Annotated in this window: 13 protein-coding genes; 5 read left to right on the forward strand and 8 right to left on the reverse strand. The window is 33.1% G+C overall.

Annotation, left to right across the window (positions count from 1 at the left end; translation table 11 throughout):
• The first annotated feature begins 255 nt into the window (after positions 1-255).
• On the forward strand, positions 256-1221 hold the full coding sequence (locus EKM01_RS08070; RefSeq protein ID WP_126460973.1) for a TerC family protein: 966 nt from the start codon (positions 256-258) through the stop codon (positions 1219-1221).
• Between the two features lie 60 nt (positions 1222-1281).
• Here the strand turns inward: EKM01_RS08070 and EKM01_RS08075 are convergent, their stop codons facing one another.
• From EKM01_RS08075 to EKM01_RS08085, 3 genes are all read right to left on the reverse strand, one after another.
• Positions 1282-1782 (reverse strand): hypothetical protein, encoded by a 501-nt coding sequence (locus tag EKM01_RS08075; RefSeq protein WP_126555617.1) that lies wholly within the window; start codon positions 1780-1782, stop codon positions 1282-1284.
• A 189-nt stretch (positions 1783-1971) separates the two neighbouring features.
• Complete coding sequence (locus tag EKM01_RS08080) at positions 1972-2844, reverse strand: alpha/beta hydrolase family protein (protein WP_126555615.1); 873 nt, start codon at positions 2842-2844, stop codon at positions 1972-1974.
• Positions 2845-3251: 407 nt separating this feature from the next.
• A complete protein-coding gene (locus EKM01_RS08085; RefSeq protein ID WP_126555612.1) occupies positions 3252-6704 on the reverse strand; it encodes a methylmalonyl-CoA mutase family protein in 3453 nt (1150 codons plus the stop codon).
• 239 nt (positions 6705-6943) lie between these two features.
• Between EKM01_RS08085 and purU the strand changes: the two genes are divergently transcribed.
• A complete protein-coding gene (purU, locus tag EKM01_RS08090; protein ID WP_126460985.1) occupies positions 6944-7798 on the forward strand; it encodes a formyltetrahydrofolate deformylase in 855 nt (284 codons plus the stop codon).
• Between the two features lie 273 nt (positions 7799-8071).
• Here purU and EKM01_RS08095 read toward each other — a convergent pair whose 3' ends face one another.
• Entirely contained in the window at positions 8072-8857 is a 786-nt protein-coding gene (locus EKM01_RS08095) for an alpha/beta fold hydrolase (RefSeq protein ID WP_126461574.1), read from the reverse strand.
• Between the two features lie 106 nt (positions 8858-8963).
• On the opposite strand from EKM01_RS08095, the gene EKM01_RS14665 reads away from it, so the two are divergent.
• Positions 8964-9113, forward strand: coding sequence for a hypothetical protein (locus EKM01_RS14665; RefSeq protein WP_197037202.1), 150 nt, complete (start codon positions 8964-8966; stop codon positions 9111-9113).
• On the opposite strand, the gene EKM01_RS08100 is transcribed toward EKM01_RS14665, so the two are convergent.
• From EKM01_RS08100 to prfA, 4 genes are all read right to left on the reverse strand, one after another.
• The gene (locus EKM01_RS08100) at positions 9108-9920 is read right to left on the reverse strand and encodes an ABC transporter substrate-binding protein (protein ID WP_199736841.1); all 813 of its coding nucleotides are present in this window, start codon (positions 9918-9920) and stop codon (positions 9108-9110) included. The two genes, EKM01_RS14665 and EKM01_RS08100, sit on opposite strands and share 6 nt — an antisense overlap.
• Before the next feature lie 201 nt (positions 9921-10121).
• Positions 10122-10949, reverse strand: coding sequence for an orotidine-5'-phosphate decarboxylase (pyrF, locus tag EKM01_RS08105; RefSeq protein ID WP_126767745.1), 828 nt, complete (start codon positions 10947-10949; stop codon positions 10122-10124).
• 38 nt (positions 10950-10987) lie between these two features.
• A complete protein-coding gene (locus EKM01_RS08110) occupies positions 10988-11347 on the reverse strand; it encodes a four helix bundle protein (RefSeq protein WP_126460991.1) in 360 nt (119 codons plus the stop codon).
• Positions 11348-11410: 63 nt separating this feature from the next.
• Positions 11411-12487, reverse strand: coding sequence for a peptide chain release factor 1 (prfA, locus tag EKM01_RS08115; protein WP_126767747.1), 1077 nt, complete (start codon positions 12485-12487; stop codon positions 11411-11413).
• Between the two features lie 460 nt (positions 12488-12947).
• Between prfA and EKM01_RS08120 the strand changes: the two genes are divergently transcribed.
• Complete coding sequence (locus EKM01_RS08120; protein WP_126767750.1) at positions 12948-13571, forward strand: hypothetical protein; 624 nt, start codon at positions 12948-12950, stop codon at positions 13569-13571.
• A gap of 2 nt (positions 13572-13573) precedes the next feature.
• The gene (locus EKM01_RS08125) at positions 13574-16948 is read left to right on the forward strand and encodes an AAA domain-containing protein (RefSeq protein ID WP_126767753.1); all 3375 of its coding nucleotides are present in this window, start codon (positions 13574-13576) and stop codon (positions 16946-16948) included.
• Positions 16949-17329 lie beyond the last annotated feature (381 nt).

Below are 17329 nucleotides of genomic sequence, written 5' to 3' on the forward strand. Positions count from 1 at the left end.
ATAATTTAATAATTACTTTTATAAAATATTACCTCTGTTTTTTATGGGTAACCACGTCAAATTTATCAAATTAACAAAAAATATTAATTATAATAACAACTTAGCAATTTAAACACCCCTATTTATTTTTACTGATATTTTCATAAAATAAAATAAACATAGACAATCACAAACAACAGCAAACTTTCGATTAAATATTTATTGAAGTTAAACAATCTAAAAGTATCTTTGTGCAACTTTTTAAATATATGATATATGATTGTCTGGATTTCTTTCTTAGTAGCCGTAATGATTTTCTTGGCTCTTGATTTAGGTGTTTTCAACAAAACGCCACATATTATAAGTTCAAAAGAAGCGGGTAAGTGGACTGCAATATGGGTTACTTTATCATTCCTGTTTTCCGGCGTTATTTATTGGCTCTACAACAATAATTATATCGCAAATCCGGATCAATTAACTCCCACAACAGCATCCATAAAGTTCATTACCGGATATTTAATTGAATTATCATTAAGCATTGACAACATCTTTGTCATAGCCATAATCTTTTCTGCTTTTAAAATTCCGCCACAATACCAGCATCGTGTTTTATTTTGGGGAATATTAGGGGCAATATTCTTTAGAGGCCTAATGATCTTTTTTGGCGTTATGCTAATCAATAAATTTTCTTGGATGACGTATATTTTTGGTGCTTTCCTGATCTATACTGCCATGAAAATGTTGTTTGGAAATGAAAATGAAAAATTTGAACCTAAAAAATCATTCGTCTATAAAAGCCTAAAAAAAATAATGCCCATATCTAATCATATGGATGAGGAGCATTTCTTTGTCAAAAGAAGACACATTACTGCCGCAACCCCTCTATTTGTAGCTCTTGTGGTTATTGAAGTCATGGATGTGGTTTTTGCCATTGATAGTGTTCCTGCTATTTTAGCCATTACTAATGACCCCTTTTTAGTTTTCAGTTCTAATATTTTTGCCATTCTAGGATTGCGATCCATGTATTTCTTTCTGGCTAATATGTTAGCTAAATTTAGTTATCTGGAATACAGTCTAATCGCTATTTTAAGTTTTGTTGGTGTGAAAATGTTAACCCATGACATACTAAAAAAATACAATTATGAAATTCCGGAATGGATGTCACTGGCTTTTATAGCGGTGGCTCTTATAGTGGGAATTGTAGTTTCACTTAGAAAAAACAGCAAAGAGTTTGTCTCCTAATTTTAAGGTCTATAAAAAAAGGAAATCTTTCGATTTCCTTTTTTTTTGACTTCTCTGAAATTATAAATTTATTTTTTGAATTTCACTTTTACTAACCTTCAATGAGGACATAACTGCATCCATATTATTTTTGTTTATTGTAGAGGCAAAATTTGCTGGTACAATTACTATTCTAAAAGTTTGATTTTGTGTCCAACTGGAATCTAAAGTATTCAGATTGAAATTAGCCGCAAGAAAAATTTTAACATCAAACCTGGAATAATCAAAATTAAAATCTAATTCACCACCATTATTCAGATAATACGTTTGAGGCATTAATTTCCAAATATCTGCTCCATTTACCGTATCATACAAATGGTATACTAAAACAGAATCCGAAGAATAAATTGGCGGATCAAATACAACCAAGCTGCTATAATTATTATTGGAGTTGAACGAAGTTGTAACTTCATACACTTCAGTTCGAGGACCGTTATCAACGGTATTATATAGTTCTGTCACTTCACAACTTTGTAGTGTCATCATCCCGATGAAAACTAAAAATAAAGTAATTTTTTTCATTCGTTATCGTTTTATAATTTATATTAAAAAACTCTATTCATGAATTGTGCCAAACTTTATTCTCAAAAAAAAGTGCTTTTCAATTATGGAAAAAAAACTTAAATTATACCTAATAATCCTGGGCTTAAAAGGAACTAAAAAAGCCTCTCAGACGAAAGGCTTTTTTAAAATTTTATTACTATTCGGTTATTATTTCTCCACAACAGCCACGCCATTATTGTTTAAAATTTTGCTAAAAAACAACACATGAAAAGGTAACGCATTTTCCCAATATTCCCACGTATGCGCTCCTGGCCGTTCCGTATAATCGTGAGCAACTTTATTATAAACAAGCCTTCGGTGTAATTCTCTATTGGATTCAATCAAAAAATCATCTACACCGCAATCTATAATCAATTCCAGTTTGTTACTTTTTATTTTATCCACCATATTCAAAACTGCACTGGAGGCATATACTTCCTGTGGCGCTCCTTCAATCCCAAAAACAGGTTCCATTAATTTAGTAACTCTTTCCTTAGATTCCGGATTAATCATGCTTCCCATATCAACAGCGCCGCTCATACTTCCTGCTGCACAAAATAGTTCTGGATGTCTTGTCGAAAGATACAATGCTCCGTGACCTCCCATAGAAAGTCCCGTAATTACACGTCCTTTTCTGTTGTTTATTGTCCGATAAGTGTTGTCTACTTTCTGAATTACTTCTTTTGTAATATACGTTTCAAACTGACTTCCCTTATTCACAGGACTATCCAGATAAAAACTGAATGTTTCTCCTTCCGGCATTACGATTATGATATTATACTGATCTGCTAAATTGTGCAATAAATTCTTATCCGGAGTTTTAGACAACCAATCATTAAAATGACCATAAGCGCCATGCAGCAGATAAAGCACGGGATAATTAATCTTGCTTTTTGCATACGAACTTGGTAATACTACCGCAGCTTTATACGTTTTATTCATTGCCATACTAGGAATTTGCAATGTATCGGCTTTTGCTGCATAAGAAACTACAGTATGACCAAGAAGAAAAAATAAGAATACAATTTGAAGTTTTTTCATACTATTCGGTTTTAAGGTAAAATGTAAATATAGTACTTTAACTCGTTGGGTGTAATTAATGAAAATTTCAATTAATCTTAACTAAAAAAATGAACCACATAGAAACATAGAAAAAAAGAGTTGGACAGCCCAATTTTTGGCTTCATATAGCTATGATTTTCTCCAAAAAAGTGAAACGACTTACATAATTTTAAAATCTATGTTTCTATGTGGTTAAAAAATTAAACGCATTGGATTACACCCAACAGCTACTTTAGAATAAATGTAATAAAGTCGCAATAATTACATGAACAAAAAAAGACCTCTCATTACTGTAAGGTCTTTTAAAAAAAAAATTAGATCACGCCCGCCCAAAAGCGGGATAAGCGATTCACACACTTTTTGCGATGCAAAAAGTGGTTCTCTGCTTACATATTTCTTCTGTATTGTCCACCTACTTCAAATAAAGCAGCTGTTATTTGTCCCAAGGAACAAACCTTGGTCGCTTCCATTAAATGCTCGAATAAATTTTTGTTTTTAATGGCTGCTTCCTGAAGCGTATTTAAATGATCCTTCACTACATCCTGATTGGATTGATGCAAATGGTTCAACATATCAATTTGGTATTGTTTTTCTTCCTCTGTGGCGCGAATTACTTCGGCGGGGATTACTGTTGGAGAACCTTTGGAACTCAAAAACGTATTCACACCAATGATAGGAAATTCACCTGTATGTTTCAAAGTCTCATAATACAAACTTTCTTCTTGAATTTTACTTCTTTGGTACATGGTTTCCATAGCTCCAAGCACGCCACCACGTTCTGTAATTCGGTCAAATTCTAATAAAACTGCCGCTTCGACTAAATCCGTTAGCTCTTCAATAATGAAAGCACCTTGAATTGGATTTTCGTTTTTGGCCAGTCCTAATTCTTTATTGATAATCAACTGAATTGCCATCGCACGACGCACAGATTCTTCTGTAGGTGTTGTAATTGCTTCATCATACGCATTGGTATGCAAGGAATTACAGTTGTCATAAATGGCATACAACGCTTGCAAAGTAGTACGAATATCATTGAAATCAATTTCCTGTGCGTGCAAAGAACGTCCCGAAGTCTGAATGTGGTATTTCAACATTTGCGCACGCTCGTTAGCGCCATATTTATTTTTCATGGCTTTCGCCCAAATTTTACGTGCCACACGACCGATAACGGCATATTCAGGATCTACACCATTCGAAAAGAAAAACGATAAGTTGGGTCCAAAATCATTGATATTCATACCACGACTCAAATAATATTCTACATACGTGAACCCATTAGAGAGCGTGAAAGCCAATTGTGTAATTGGATTTGCTCCCGCTTCGGCAATATGATACCCTGAAATAGAAACCGAATAAAAGTTCCTTACATTCTTAGTAATAAAATATTCCTGTACGTCACCCATTAATCGCAACGCAAATTCAGTAGAGAAAATACAGGTATTTTGCGCTTGATCTTCTTTAAGAATATCGGCCTGAACGGTTCCACGAACTTGAGATAACGTTCTTGCTTTTATTTCGTTATACACTTCCAAAGGTAAAACCTGATCTCCGGTTACACCCAAAAGCAGCAACCCTAAACCGTTATTCCCTTGGGGCAAATCCCCTTGATAATGCGGTCTTTCAACTCCTTTTGCTGCATATATTTTGTTGATTTTTACCTCAACTTCTTTTTCAAGGCCATTTTCTTTGATGTAAAACTCACATTGTTGGTCAATCGCTGCATTCATGAAAAACCCTAATAACATAGGTGCCGGTCCATTAATAGTCATACTCACCGAAGTCATTGCATGAACCAAATCAAAACCAGAATATAATTTCTTAGCATCATCCAAACAACAAATAGAAACTCCGGCATTACCTATTTTTCCATAAATATCAGGGCGTACATGTGGATCGTTTCCGTATAAAGTCACACTGTCAAAAGCCGTTGATAATCGTTTTGCCGGTAATCCCGCACTTACATAATGAAAACGTTTGTTCGTTCTTTCCGGTCCGCCTTCTCCGGCAAACATACGAGATGGATCTTCTCCTTCACGTTTAAAAGGATATAAACCTGCGGTAAAGGGAAATTCTCCAGGAACGTTTTCCTGCAAACACCAACGTAAAATATCACCCCAAGCTTTGTACTTTGGCAATGCAATTTTCGGAATTTGAGAATGTGAAAGGGACTCCGTGTGCGTGGCCATTTTGATTTCTCTATCCCGAACTTTGAACGTATACACCGGATTCTTGTACTTGTTTACTTTCTCGTCCCAAGTCAAAATGATTTCCCAGTTGTATGGATCCAAATCCATTTTTATTTTATCAAATTGATTTAGTAAAAGATTTAAAAATATTTTGTCCTCAGCAGCACCCGGTTTTTCAGATTCTAAAGCACTTGGCAAAACCGAATCGTCATTAATTCCTGTTTTATTCAATTCAGGGATTTTTCTAGTAACCGATTCAATCGTTTTAAAAATCCCGTACAATTTCTGAGCCACTTGTTCTTGGCTAACGGCCGTAACATCATACTTCCGGTTGCTCTCGGCAATTTCAGACAAATAACGGGTTCTGTGTGGCGGAATAACGAAAATCTTCTCGCTCATTTCACGAGTGATTTGGAATGTTGATTTCAAATCAGAATTCGTTTTTTCATGGACTTTATCCATTATCGCTTTGTACAGCGTATTCATTCCCGGATCGTTGAACTGCGAAGCAATAGTCCCAAAAACCGGAAGCGTATCTAAATTCGCATCCCATAAATTATGGTTGCGTTGGTATTGTTTTTTCACGTCTCTCAATGCATCCAGAGAACCGCGTTTGTCAAATTTGTTTATCGCTACCAAGTCAGCAAAATCAAGCATGTCGATTTTTTCTAGTTGAGTTGCAGCACCAAATTCAGGCGTCATTACATATAAAGAAACGTCAGAATGGTCCATAATCTCCGTATCAGATTGTCCTATACCTGAGGTTTCCAGGATTATGATATCATAATTTGCTGCTTTAATCACTTGGATTGCATCGGCAACATATTTAGACAAAGCCAAATTCGATTGGCGTGTGGCCAAAGAACGCATGTAAACTCGAGGGTTATTAATAGCGTTCATTCGGATTCTATCACCTAACAAGGCACCGCCGGTTTTTCTTTTTGATGGATCGACGGATATTAATCCGATAGTTTTTTCCGGGAAATCGATTAGAAAACGACGCACTAATTCATCCACCAAAGAAGATTTTCCTGCTCCACCTGTTCCTGTGATTCCAAGAACCGGAGTTTTACAACCCTGATTCTTTTTTTGGATAACTTCCAGAGTTTTGGCCGCTATGTCTGGGAAATTCTCTGCTGATGAAATAATTCTGGCAATTGCTTTTGGATTTTTTTCTTCCAAATGTTTTATTTCATCCGTCAGTTTATCTCCAACGGGATAATCAGATTGTTGTACTAAATCATTAATCATTCCCTGCAATCCCATCGCGCGACCGTCATCCGGCGCATAAATACGGGTGATTCCGTACGCTTGCAATTCGGCAATTTCAGAAGGCAGGATTACTCCTCCTCCCCCACCAAATATCTTGATTTGCCCAGCTCCTTTTTCCTGAAGCAAGTCATACATGTATTTGAAATATTCGTTGTGTCCGCCTTGATACGAAGTTATCGCAATAGCATTCGCATCTTCCTGAATCGCGGTATTGACCACTTCTTCCACACTACGATCGTGACCCAAATGGATTACCTCAACGCCTGTAGACTGAATGATTCTACGCATAATATTGATTGCAGCATCGTGACCGTCAAAAAGCGCAGCTGCGGTAACAATTCTTACTTTATTGTTAGGGATATATGGTTTTTGTTGTTCCATTTTATGAATATGATAATTTAAGACTGCAATTTACAATTTTATTTTAAAAATTATCCGTTGTTACTGTTGGTTATTAATAAATAATAAAGTTTATGCCATGCAGGACAACAAATAGATTAAAATTGGGCTATTTTTTTAAACATAAAACAACCCAATCTAACTTTTTTATAAACACAGATACATTTAGTTTTGAAAAACACTAATCATTACTAAAAAACAAAGCTAAAAACAAAATGCTAATGCAAAAAATTACAATCCTAATCCATTGCAAAGATCAAAAAGCAATTATTGCCTCCGTTACAAATTATATTGCCTTCATTGATGGCAATATAATCTACCTAGACCAACACGTTGATGCTAATGAGAATGTGTTTTTCATGCGTTTAGAATGTGAATTCAATACCAAAAATTGGAATATTGAAGCTATTAAAAATGATTTTCAAGCAACGTTGGCTTCACCGTTTAATATGTCCTGGGCAATGTACACCCAAGATGAAAAACCAAAAATGGCATTATTTGTTTCAAAATACGACCATTGTTTGTATGATATTTTAGGACGCCACAGCGCTGGTGAATTGCCACTAGAAATTCCTTTGATAATAAGCAACCATGAGGATTTGAAACCAGTAGCAGACCGTTTTAATATTCCGTTTCATTATGTACCTTTTACCAAAGATACAAAAGCCGAAGGCGAGCAAAAACAACTGGATTTACTGAAGCAGTATACTATTGACTTTATTGTTTTGGCTCGCTACATGCAGATTATCACCCCTAAATTGATTGCGCAATACCCGAATCAAATCATCAACATTCATCATTCCTTTCTCCCTGCGTTTCCCGGGGCAAAACCCTATCACTCAGCTTTTATGAGAGGTGTTAAAATCATAGGCGCTACCAGTCATTATGTGACTGAGGAATTGGATGAAGGTCCAATTATCGAGCAGGATATTACCCGAGTTACACACAGTCATTCTATTGAAAATTTCATCATGAAAGGACGTGATCTGGAACGTACGGTTTTGGCAAGAGCCATAAAACTGCATGCCGAGAGAAAAACAATAGTATATGACAATAAAACGATAGTATTTCTATAGACTTATTACCCTTTAAAATCCAGGTCTTAAACAAAAAGATAACTCAAAATTAAAACCTGAGACAGTCCATCGTGTAACTTGCTACCGAGTGAACAAAAAGTATGCATTGAAACAAAGTAAAAAAAAACTTAACGTATGTACAACAAAGTAATAACAAAATCTTAACAGCAAAACGCCTCTGTAAGTGTGATCTTTGCAGAGTAATAAACTGGTTATTTATTATTTTGGTTTTGGTTAGTTAAAGAATTGCCTGCATAAAAATGCAGGCAATTTTTATTTAGCAGTGTTTATAAAAGAAAGAACAGCATCGTTAAAAACATTAGGCTGTTCCACATTGACTACATGTCCACAGTTTTGTATTACAAACAACGTAGACGATTTGTAATGATTTTCTACCACTTTTTTAACTGATGGTAAAAACATATAATCCTCTTCGCCCATCACATAAAGCGTAGGAATATTTAACTCGACCTGACGGAACCATTTGAGTACCGGATTTATTTCGGCGGTGAGTTTAAACCATTTGATAAATTCTTTTTGGTATAATTTCTTGGCCTCGTTGATAAAAAGCACCCGAGACTGTTTGTGACTTTTTTTTGGCATGATGACAAAGGCAAAAAACTGATATAAAACCAAATAAGGCAGTACATATTTAAACAAATTACCCAATCGCATCAATACTTGAGAACGGAAATTCATTTTCAATATCGCACCGCCAAGGATCATGCTTTGCACGCGTTCCGGATACATTTCAGCCAATTGTCTGATGAGTATGGTTCCCAATGAAATTCCGACAAAATGTGATTTTTCAATTTTGAGATGGTTTAAGACTTCCAGAATATCATTGGCCAAAGCCGAAAAAGTATATTTTTGTTTGAAAGCTGTTTTCAGCGTAGGTTTTGATTCCCCGTGACCGCGTAAATCCAATAATAAAACACTATGCTGTTTCTTAAAATCCCGTATTTGTTTGAACCATATAGACGAACTTCCACCAGCACCGTGAACAAAAGTTACCCATTGGTCGCTGTTTTTATTTTCGTAAATGGTATAATTGATCACGTCTTTTTTTTGTAAAAATAGCACATTAATTTTAAATCCCAATCTTAACAAATAATAATGCTTCTTTTAAGATCGTAAAATGTAAATTTGCATAAAATCATCACCCATGAAAGGATTATTGCAAGAGAAAAGTGAAATAGAAAAGCTTAAAAAAGAGTACCAAAAGTTCTCAGAACTAAATTTCCATATCGAAAATTCTTCTGTTAAATCGATCGTGACAACAGAAAAATTGATTTTAGAAGAATGCGAATTATAATTTTTGATGCATTTTTTTAAAATAGTCAAACGCTTTTAACAGCCTGCTTCCATACCAGGAAAACATTTCACCATCTACAAATACCGTTTTTGCGTGGTGTGTGTGTCTTCCTATTTCGAAAGCATCTTCCTCTTTGAAAGGATACGGCTCTGATGAAAGAAAAACCAAATCCGGATCCCCTTCTAAACGCATTTTTTTGAGTTCAATTTCCGGGTAACGTCCAGAAGTCTCGGCATTGCCTGCATATATGTTTTGAAAATGGTTTAGTTTCAGTAATTCATTGATAAAATTATTAGAACCGGCAACCATAAAAGGATTTTTCCAAATGAAATATACTACTTTTTGTTGCGGCTTATCTTTTATAAAGTTTTTAAAATCGCTCAGGGCAAAAGCCAATTTATCGTTCCATTTCTGGGCTTCGGTTCTGCAATTGAAAAGTTGACCAAAGTCGGCAATCATCTGAAAATTATCTTCAATCGTGATGATATTGGTCACCCAAACCGGACAAATTTTACGCAACTCTTCCACAATTTCAGCGGTATTTTCCTCTTTGTTACAAATGACAATATCCGGTTGCAACAATCTGATTTTTTCGTAATGCACTTTTTTGGTGCCACCAACTATTTTCTTGGTCGACTTAAAATGATACGGATGCACGCAGAATTTTGTAATTCCTATAATTCGGTCTTCCAAACCTAAATCATACAGCAATTCCGTTTGTGAGGGAACCAATGATATAATGCGTTTTGGCGAAGTTTCAAAAGAATGTGTTATTCCGATTTGATCGATTAAAGTTTTTTGTCTCAAGTTTAATGTTTAATGTTTAGTAAATCTAATCAAAAATTATATTTTTAAACCATTAAGAAATTTAGAAAAATTAAGGCTTAAAAAGTTTAGCGCTAAAATTTTTGATTCAAATCTTAGCGCAAGGGTAATAAAACTTAATTTCTTAATGGTTTAAAATGAAGAATGATTGAATTCAAAATATTTTATAAAAACCCAAAAACGTTAAACGTTAAACTTCAAACTCATAATTTGCTCCATTTCCTGTTGCATTTTCAACGCTTCGGTTCTTCCTTTATCGGCAAAATTAGTTCCGTTTGAAGCATAAATAATCGCTCTGGAAGAATTGATTAGTAATCCAACATTCGCATTCATTCCGTATTTACAAACTTCAGCCAGACTTCCGCCTTGTGCTCCTACTCCGGGAACAAGCAAGAAACTGTCAGGAACAATTTTGCGAATTTCAGTGAAATATTCAGCTTTTGTTGCACCTACAACATACATCAGGTTTTCGCTGTTTTTCCAGTTTTTAGATATTTCCAAAACTTGTTTGTACAATTCTTTTCCGTTTACGTTTAAAGTCTGAAAATCAAAAGCACCTTCGTTAGAAGTCAAAGCCAACATAATCGTATGTTTACTTTTGAAAGCCAGAAAAGGCTCCACTGAATCTTTTCCCATATAAGGAGCAACGGTAATACTGTCAAAATTCAAATCTTCAAAAAAAGCTTTGGCATACATAGCAGACGTATTACCAATATCACCGCGTTTGGCATCGGCAATAGTAAAAATATCCGGATACGTTGAGTTGATGTAATTAATTGTTTTTTGTAGAGACGTCCATCCTTTCAAACCATACGCTTCATAAAAAGCAATATTAGGTTTATAAGCCACAGCCAAATCATGCGTTGCATCGATTATCGCTTTATTGAATTCGAAAATGGGATCTTCCAATTCTAATAGATGCTGTGGAATTTTAGTCAAATCGACATCGAGTCCTACTGCTAGGAATGATTTTTTTTGTTGAATTTGGTCAATAAGTTGTTGTGTAGTCATTTTTTAGGTGGTGGGTTCTTAGATGTTGGGTGTTGGTTTTAAACCTTGGAATCAACATACTTTTTTAAGGATTGAATTCTTTTTTGAATTATGTTAAGCTCGGAAATAATTTCTAAGTGTAAAAACACATCCACAAAACCTATCTCTTTAGCTATTTCAATTTGAGTCTCTAATTCAAAGGCCGAACCTAAACTTATCTGTAAAAATCTAGAAAAATCCTTTTGAGAAGTTCTGGAACAACCTTCCGCTATGTTCGAAGGAATTGAAACTGCACATCTATTGATTTGAGAAACCAGTCCAAATTTTTCTTCTTTGGGAAACGAACCAGTAATAATATAAATTTTTTTAACAAGTAAAACAGAACTTTGCCAAACTTCTAAATCCCTAAAGTTTCTCATATATTTTAGTTTTACAAAAACCTATAACCTACTAAGACCTAAAACCCGGCGCCCAAAACCTATTTAAAAAACCTCGCTGGCTTCTTTCAGTTTTTCCATGTTGTTGACTAACGCCAACTCCTCTACAATTTTCTGAATATCACCATTCATGATATTTCCCAAATCGTACAACGTCAAACCTACACGGTGATCCGTTACACGACCTTGTGCATAATTATAGGTACGGATTTTTGCAGAACGGTCACCAGAACTTACCTGAGACGTACGCGTTGTAGCATCTTCCGCTTGTTTTTTGGCTAATTCCTGTTCGTACAAACGGGAACGCAAAACGCCAAAAGCTTTATCTTTATTCTTGTGTTGTGATTTCTGATCCTGACATTGCGCCACCAATCCAGTTGGAATGTGTGTCAAACGAACCGCTGATTTAGTTGTATTTACCGATTGTCCACCAGGTCCTGACGAACAGAAGAAATCCACACGCACATCATTCATATCAATTTGCACATCAAATTCCTCTGCTTCCGGCAATACCATAACAGTCGCCGCTGATGTGTGAACACGTCCTTGTGTTTCCGTTTGCGGTACGCGTTGCACACGGTGAACACCCGCTTCAAACTTCAAGGTTCCGTAAACATCCTCACCGGTAACTTCAAAAATCACCTCTTTGAAACCACCCGAAGTTCCCTCATTCATATCCACTACCGAAGTTCTCCAACCTCTGTTCTCACAATATTTCGTGTACATACGGAACAAATCCCCGGCAAAAATACTCGCTTCATCCCCACCCGTTCCGGCACGAATCTCCACCATAACATTTTTGGCATCTTCGGGATCTTTAGGAATCAACATAAACTTGATTTCATCCTCCAGTTCCGGCAATCTTTCCTTAGCTTCGTCCAGTTGCATTTTGGCCATTTCGGTCATATCCGCATCACTGTTATCGGCAATTATTTCGTTTGCTTCGTCGATGTTTGCCATCAAAACAACATATTCATCGCGTTTTTCAGCCAAAGCTTTTAAACTTTTGTACTCTTGATTCAATTGCACATAACGCTTCTGATCCATAATAACATCCGGCTGAATAATCAAATCCGAAATCTCATCGAAACGTTGTTTTACTATTTGAAGTCTATCTAACATTTTCTTAGTCCTTTATTTAGGGTGCAAATTTAGTGAAATATTTCACATTATTCAGTGAAAAGATTTCACATTTTGGATTGCAGATTTCACATTTTTTTCGAGGAGCTGATTCCTGCTGTCATTCCAATCTTTATTGATAAAACTTGCTCTGCGTTTTATCAATAAAGGATTTTCCCTTCCATCAGGGCTAAGGTGTTTGTGTTAAAATAACTGCGTTTACGGTTTCCCGTAAAATTACTGAAACAAAAGGAGTTAGTTTTGGGTGGAGATTTAAAATTGATGATTTTTTATCAGTATTTTCGGCAGAAATTTATATATTTGAGAACCTAAAAGGTAAACAATATTTATCAATCTTTCTAATTTTGGGTTTATAAACGAAAATTTGTTTCACTTGTGTGGAAATTTGTAACTATGCTACTAACTTAGTAAAAGAATTGAACAAAATAATCAAAAATAAAATATGAAAAATTCAGAAATAATAATAGCAACATTTTTCATAATTGAAAGTATCATCATTTGTTACTTCTTTTATGTTTATTCTAATAATGAGAAAATGAATAAAATTCAAAGAGAAAATGAAATAAAAGAATTACAAAACATAATTTTAAATAAAATTGCAGAAACTAAAAAGGAGCAAGAAATTAAAAATATTGAAAATATAAATAATCAACAAACTATACTTAATGAAATTTCACAACAAATATTTGAGAAATTTGAAGAATTAAGCAAGAAAGTAAAACTGTTTCAAGAACAATCAAGCGCAAAAACTGAATTAGGCTTTAAAGTATTATTACAAGAATACATTAAAATTAAAGATGAACTGAATACTGAAACTACCTTAATTAAAGATTCTTTCAAAGATTATTCTCAAAATATTGAAACAACAATATCTAAATACTCTGAAGACAATTACAACACCAAATTAGCTGCAAATAAATTTAAAGAGGAATTGGAGCAAGATTTAAAAAGTATTTTAATGGGAATAAAAGATGCAAAATTAGATGTAGATAAGTTTAAAGAAGAAATGCAACAAGACTTAAAAAATATTTTGATGGAAATAAAAGAACCACTTGATTTGGAATAATTATGAGCAAAATATCAAATCATACCCAAAACACAAAACGAATTATTGCGTATCTTTCATATTTGAGAGACATTAGTAGAAAAATCATTTCAAGAAATGGTTTTGAAAAGTGTTTACTCAATAAAAGTCTTGGATACGCAACTCAATTTGAAGAAATTGAACTAGAGATTAAACCAAACGAAAACAATTATAATGAACTAAACAATTACTATAGTTTTTTACAAAAAAATCACGACAAAAAATTATTTGTAGGACTTGGAACCGTTGCAGGAACAAGTAAAAAAATATTTGCATCACCAATCTTAATAATACAATGTGAATTATCAAAAGATGAAATAACAAATTTTATTTCTATAGAACCTGATATTAGTACATTAACAATAAACTATGATTTTGTTTCCTCATTATCAACAAATTATTTCAATGAAGAAGATGATGTTTTAAATTCTCTAACTGAAGATGAAAATACAACATTAGAAAATATCGAAAGTCATTTGAGAGAAATTTATAAGTTTGACTTTCAATATCTTTCAAAATTTTCAAATGAAATATTTAGTGATTTACAAACTAAAATTGAACAATTCAAAAAAATTAAATTAATTCAGAAATCTGACTATAATTTTAAAGATGAATTAAAAAAATATACATATCGTCCAACTAAAAAAAGTGGAGAAAAACGTAAAGAAAAATCAATATTTGAAAAGGAATTAATTTTTGTCAATGCAAATCATTTTTTTCTTAATCTCATACCAAATGAACTATCTACTTATGAAGCATTAAACAGTTTTGTACAAAGTATCGATGAAGAAGGGGATTTTAAAAATCCAGTTGTTGAAAAATTATTAATAAATGCATTAACCGACGAAAGAGTTCCAATAAATAGAAATCCGATTGAAGATGATATTCAAAAAATTATAGATAAACATATTCCTATTTCATTATCAAACTGTCAAATTCAAGGATTAAAAAATGCTTGGTCAAATGAAATATCTTATATTCAAGGTCCCCCAGGAACGGGTAAATCTCACACAATCTCAGCAATCGTTTTATCAGCAATTGCAATGAATAAAAAAGTTTTAGTATTATCCCAGAAAACCGCCGCATTACAAGTTGTAAATAAGAAAATTGAACCTTATTTATCGGACGGAGATGGATTATTGGGAGTATGTTATTATGATACACATGCAAGAAAAAAAATCAAAGATTATTGTAACTATCTGAGGAATGAAACATCAAACTCAACTAAATTCAGAATAAAATATGCAATATTTGAAACCAAATTATTAGAATATGAAAATATTTTGGCTAAAAATTTAGAAGACATATCAATTGAAAAAATTAAACTAAATAAGATTTTAGAAAAACAAAGATTTTTTAAAGATATAAACGAACGTTTTCTAACTGAATTGCAAAGAATTGATAAAGATTTTTTTGAAATCCCTATTGGATTTCAATTCAAAAAAATCAAAGATGAAAAAAAATATAAAAAAGTTATTGAAAAAATAGAAAAAATATGGGAAGTAAACTCTAATAATTTATCTTCTAAACTTTATATTCACAAGTTCAAGGAACATTTAAAATTAAAATTTAACACGCCAATTAAATGGCTAAATGATAATACTTTGCCTAATTTTAGTAAATCATTTATCAAAGTAAATTTTTTATTCACAGAAGTACAAACCAAAACTAATGAATTAAACATTGATGCAAATAGTATTCGAAAAGGTATCAAAAATTTACAAACAGATATTTTAAAAATTCAAAAACAAATTACTAAACTTAAATACAAAACAAATGTTTTTGAGAAAGTAAGCGATATAACTTATCAACGTGAAATTGACAAGTTTAACGGAATGCTAACAAATGTAAACAGCAAATTAATTGAAAAAAAAATGAATGAAATTGATTTTAAAAAAATCACTGACGTCATTCCTTTTTGGACTGCTGAAATTAGACATTTGGGAAATTTATTTCCTTTAATACCAGATTTATTTGATTTAGTAATTGTTGATGAGGCATCGCAAGTCAATCTTGCTGAAATTTTACCCGCATTTTATCGAGGAAAAAAATTGTGCATTGTTGGAGACCATCAACAATTAAGTTTAAAAGCAGCCGGTTTAAATTTTTCATTAGGGAAAAATTTTGATGAATTAACTTGGGAAAAATATAATCGAGAATTAATGCGTTATCAAACTGCTACAAAGAAAAAACTAACTGTTACTCAATCATCAATATTAGACTTCATAAAAAGTGATGATTATAATGTTATACCAAGAGAAGTTATGCTTGATGAACATTTTCGTTCATTACCAAAACTTGCCAAATATACTAGTAAGCAATTTTATAAAGATGAAGAAAATCCCGAAGGAAAATTAAAAATAATGACGGAAACGCCAGATAAAGTTTCAATTGAATGTTGCAAAGCAATTAATGTAAATGGCAAAAGAGAAACTGAAACAAATAGTAAAGTAGTTCTCGCAGAAGCGGAAGAAGTAGTTAAAATTATTCAAGGTTTAACTTCGTCAAGCACACAGGATTTATTTTATACAACTACTACGAAATACAATTTGCCAAGCCATATTGATAAAAAAGATTTTACAATTGGAGTTATTTCAATGATAAGGGATCAATGTAAAAAAATTGAAGAGTTAATAGAAGAACATTTACCAAATTTAGATAGTGATTATGATTTGATGATTGGAACACCTGAAGAATTTCAAGGTAATGAACGAGATATTATGATTTTTTCACTTTGTCTCGATACGGATTGTAAAGGCGGTCAAGGTCATTACCAAGACCAAAAGAGATTAAATGTTGCAACAAGTAGAGCAAAATTATTTACATATTTTGTTTACTCACCATTTCCAAAAACTTTCAATATCATTTATAACTATTTGTATTATATAAATGGCACAGTTACTGAAAATGATTTGACACCAGTCAAAGATGAAAATCTTAAACCAAATTTACCGAAATTAAACTTTGATTTATTTGAAAGTGATTTTGAAAGATATGTGTATTCTTTTTTAGAAAAATTTGTGGAAATAAATTCCAAGGGAAATAAAATCACATTGCATAATCAAGTAAAGAGTTGCGGTCAAAAAAGATTAGATTTTGTCATGTTTAACCATAATACAAAAAAATCAGTTGCGATTGAAGTAGATGGAGTTCATCATTTTACTAACAACGGAATTGCAGATAATTATACAATTGAACATATTGATAGAATGGAAATCTTAACCCGTGCAGGTTGGAATATCATTAATACACCATATCATAAATGGTATAAAGATGGTTGGTTATCGGAAGAAACAAATAATAATTTCAAAGAAGAAATTGATAGAATTTATTCAGAAATTAAAGATGTAATCTTTTAAAAATAAAGTACGTCCTTTAATAATTATAGTTACCCGATCGCTATAATATCCATAATCGCTGGCGCAGTTTTGCAAACTGTGCCCACAACGAGAAGGAAATAAACAATTGATAAACTAAGTGAGATTGCTTTGTTCCTCGCAATCACTTAAGCGTTCCGGCACAAGCTTTCCGCTCTTGCTCACAAACAGATGTAAATGCATAAAATTTCGCAAGGCCGGAACGCTTGTTTCTACTATTACTAGAAAAATCTGTTTCAATATTTTATGTTTTTTTTCGTTATTATGAAAACAAAACGAAATCTTTAGCCCTGATGGAAGCGGCATCTCCCGATATAGAAAAACAAGGCTTTTTCAGCCGTAGATTTTATTAATCGGGAATAC

The sequence above is a fragment of the Flavobacterium sp. RSP46 genome (assembly GCF_003984825.1).
Classification (GTDB): domain Bacteria; phylum Bacteroidota; class Bacteroidia; order Flavobacteriales; family Flavobacteriaceae; genus Flavobacterium.

Bases quoted from the DNA above. Each gene is read 5' to 3' on its own strand.
- EKM01_RS08070 (WP_126460973.1), top strand. From the start codon at position 256: ATGATTGTCTGGATTTCTTTCTTAGTAGCCGTAATGATTTTCTTGGCT.
- EKM01_RS08075 (WP_126555617.1), bottom strand. From the start codon at position 1,782: ATGAAAAAAATTACTTTATTTTTAGTTTTCATCGGGATGATGACACTA.
- EKM01_RS08080 (WP_126555615.1), bottom strand. From the start codon at position 2,844: ATGAAAAAACTTCAAATTGTATTCTTATTTTTTCTTCTTGGTCATACT.
- EKM01_RS08085 (WP_126555612.1), bottom strand. From the start codon at position 6,704: ATGGAACAACAAAAACCATATATCCCTAACAATAAAGTAAGAATTGTT.
- purU (WP_126460985.1), top strand. From the start codon at position 6,944: ATGCAAAAAATTACAATCCTAATCCATTGCAAAGATCAAAAAGCAATT.
- EKM01_RS14665 (WP_197037202.1), top strand. From the start codon at position 8,964: ATGAAAGGATTATTGCAAGAGAAAAGTGAAATAGAAAAGCTTAAAAAA.
- pyrF (WP_126767745.1), bottom strand. From the start codon at position 10,949: ATGACTACACAACAACTTATTGACCAAATTCAACAAAAAAAATCATTC.
- EKM01_RS08110 (WP_126460991.1), bottom strand. From the start codon at position 11,347: ATGAGAAACTTTAGGGATTTAGAAGTTTGGCAAAGTTCTGTTTTACTT.
- prfA (WP_126767747.1), bottom strand. From the start codon at position 12,487: ATGTTAGATAGACTTCAAATAGTAAAACAACGTTTCGATGAGATTTCG.
- EKM01_RS08120 (WP_126767750.1), top strand. From the start codon at position 12,948: ATGAAAAATTCAGAAATAATAATAGCAACATTTTTCATAATTGAAAGT.
- EKM01_RS08125 (WP_126767753.1), top strand. From the start codon at position 13,574: ATGAGCAAAATATCAAATCATACCCAAAACACAAAACGAATTATTGCG.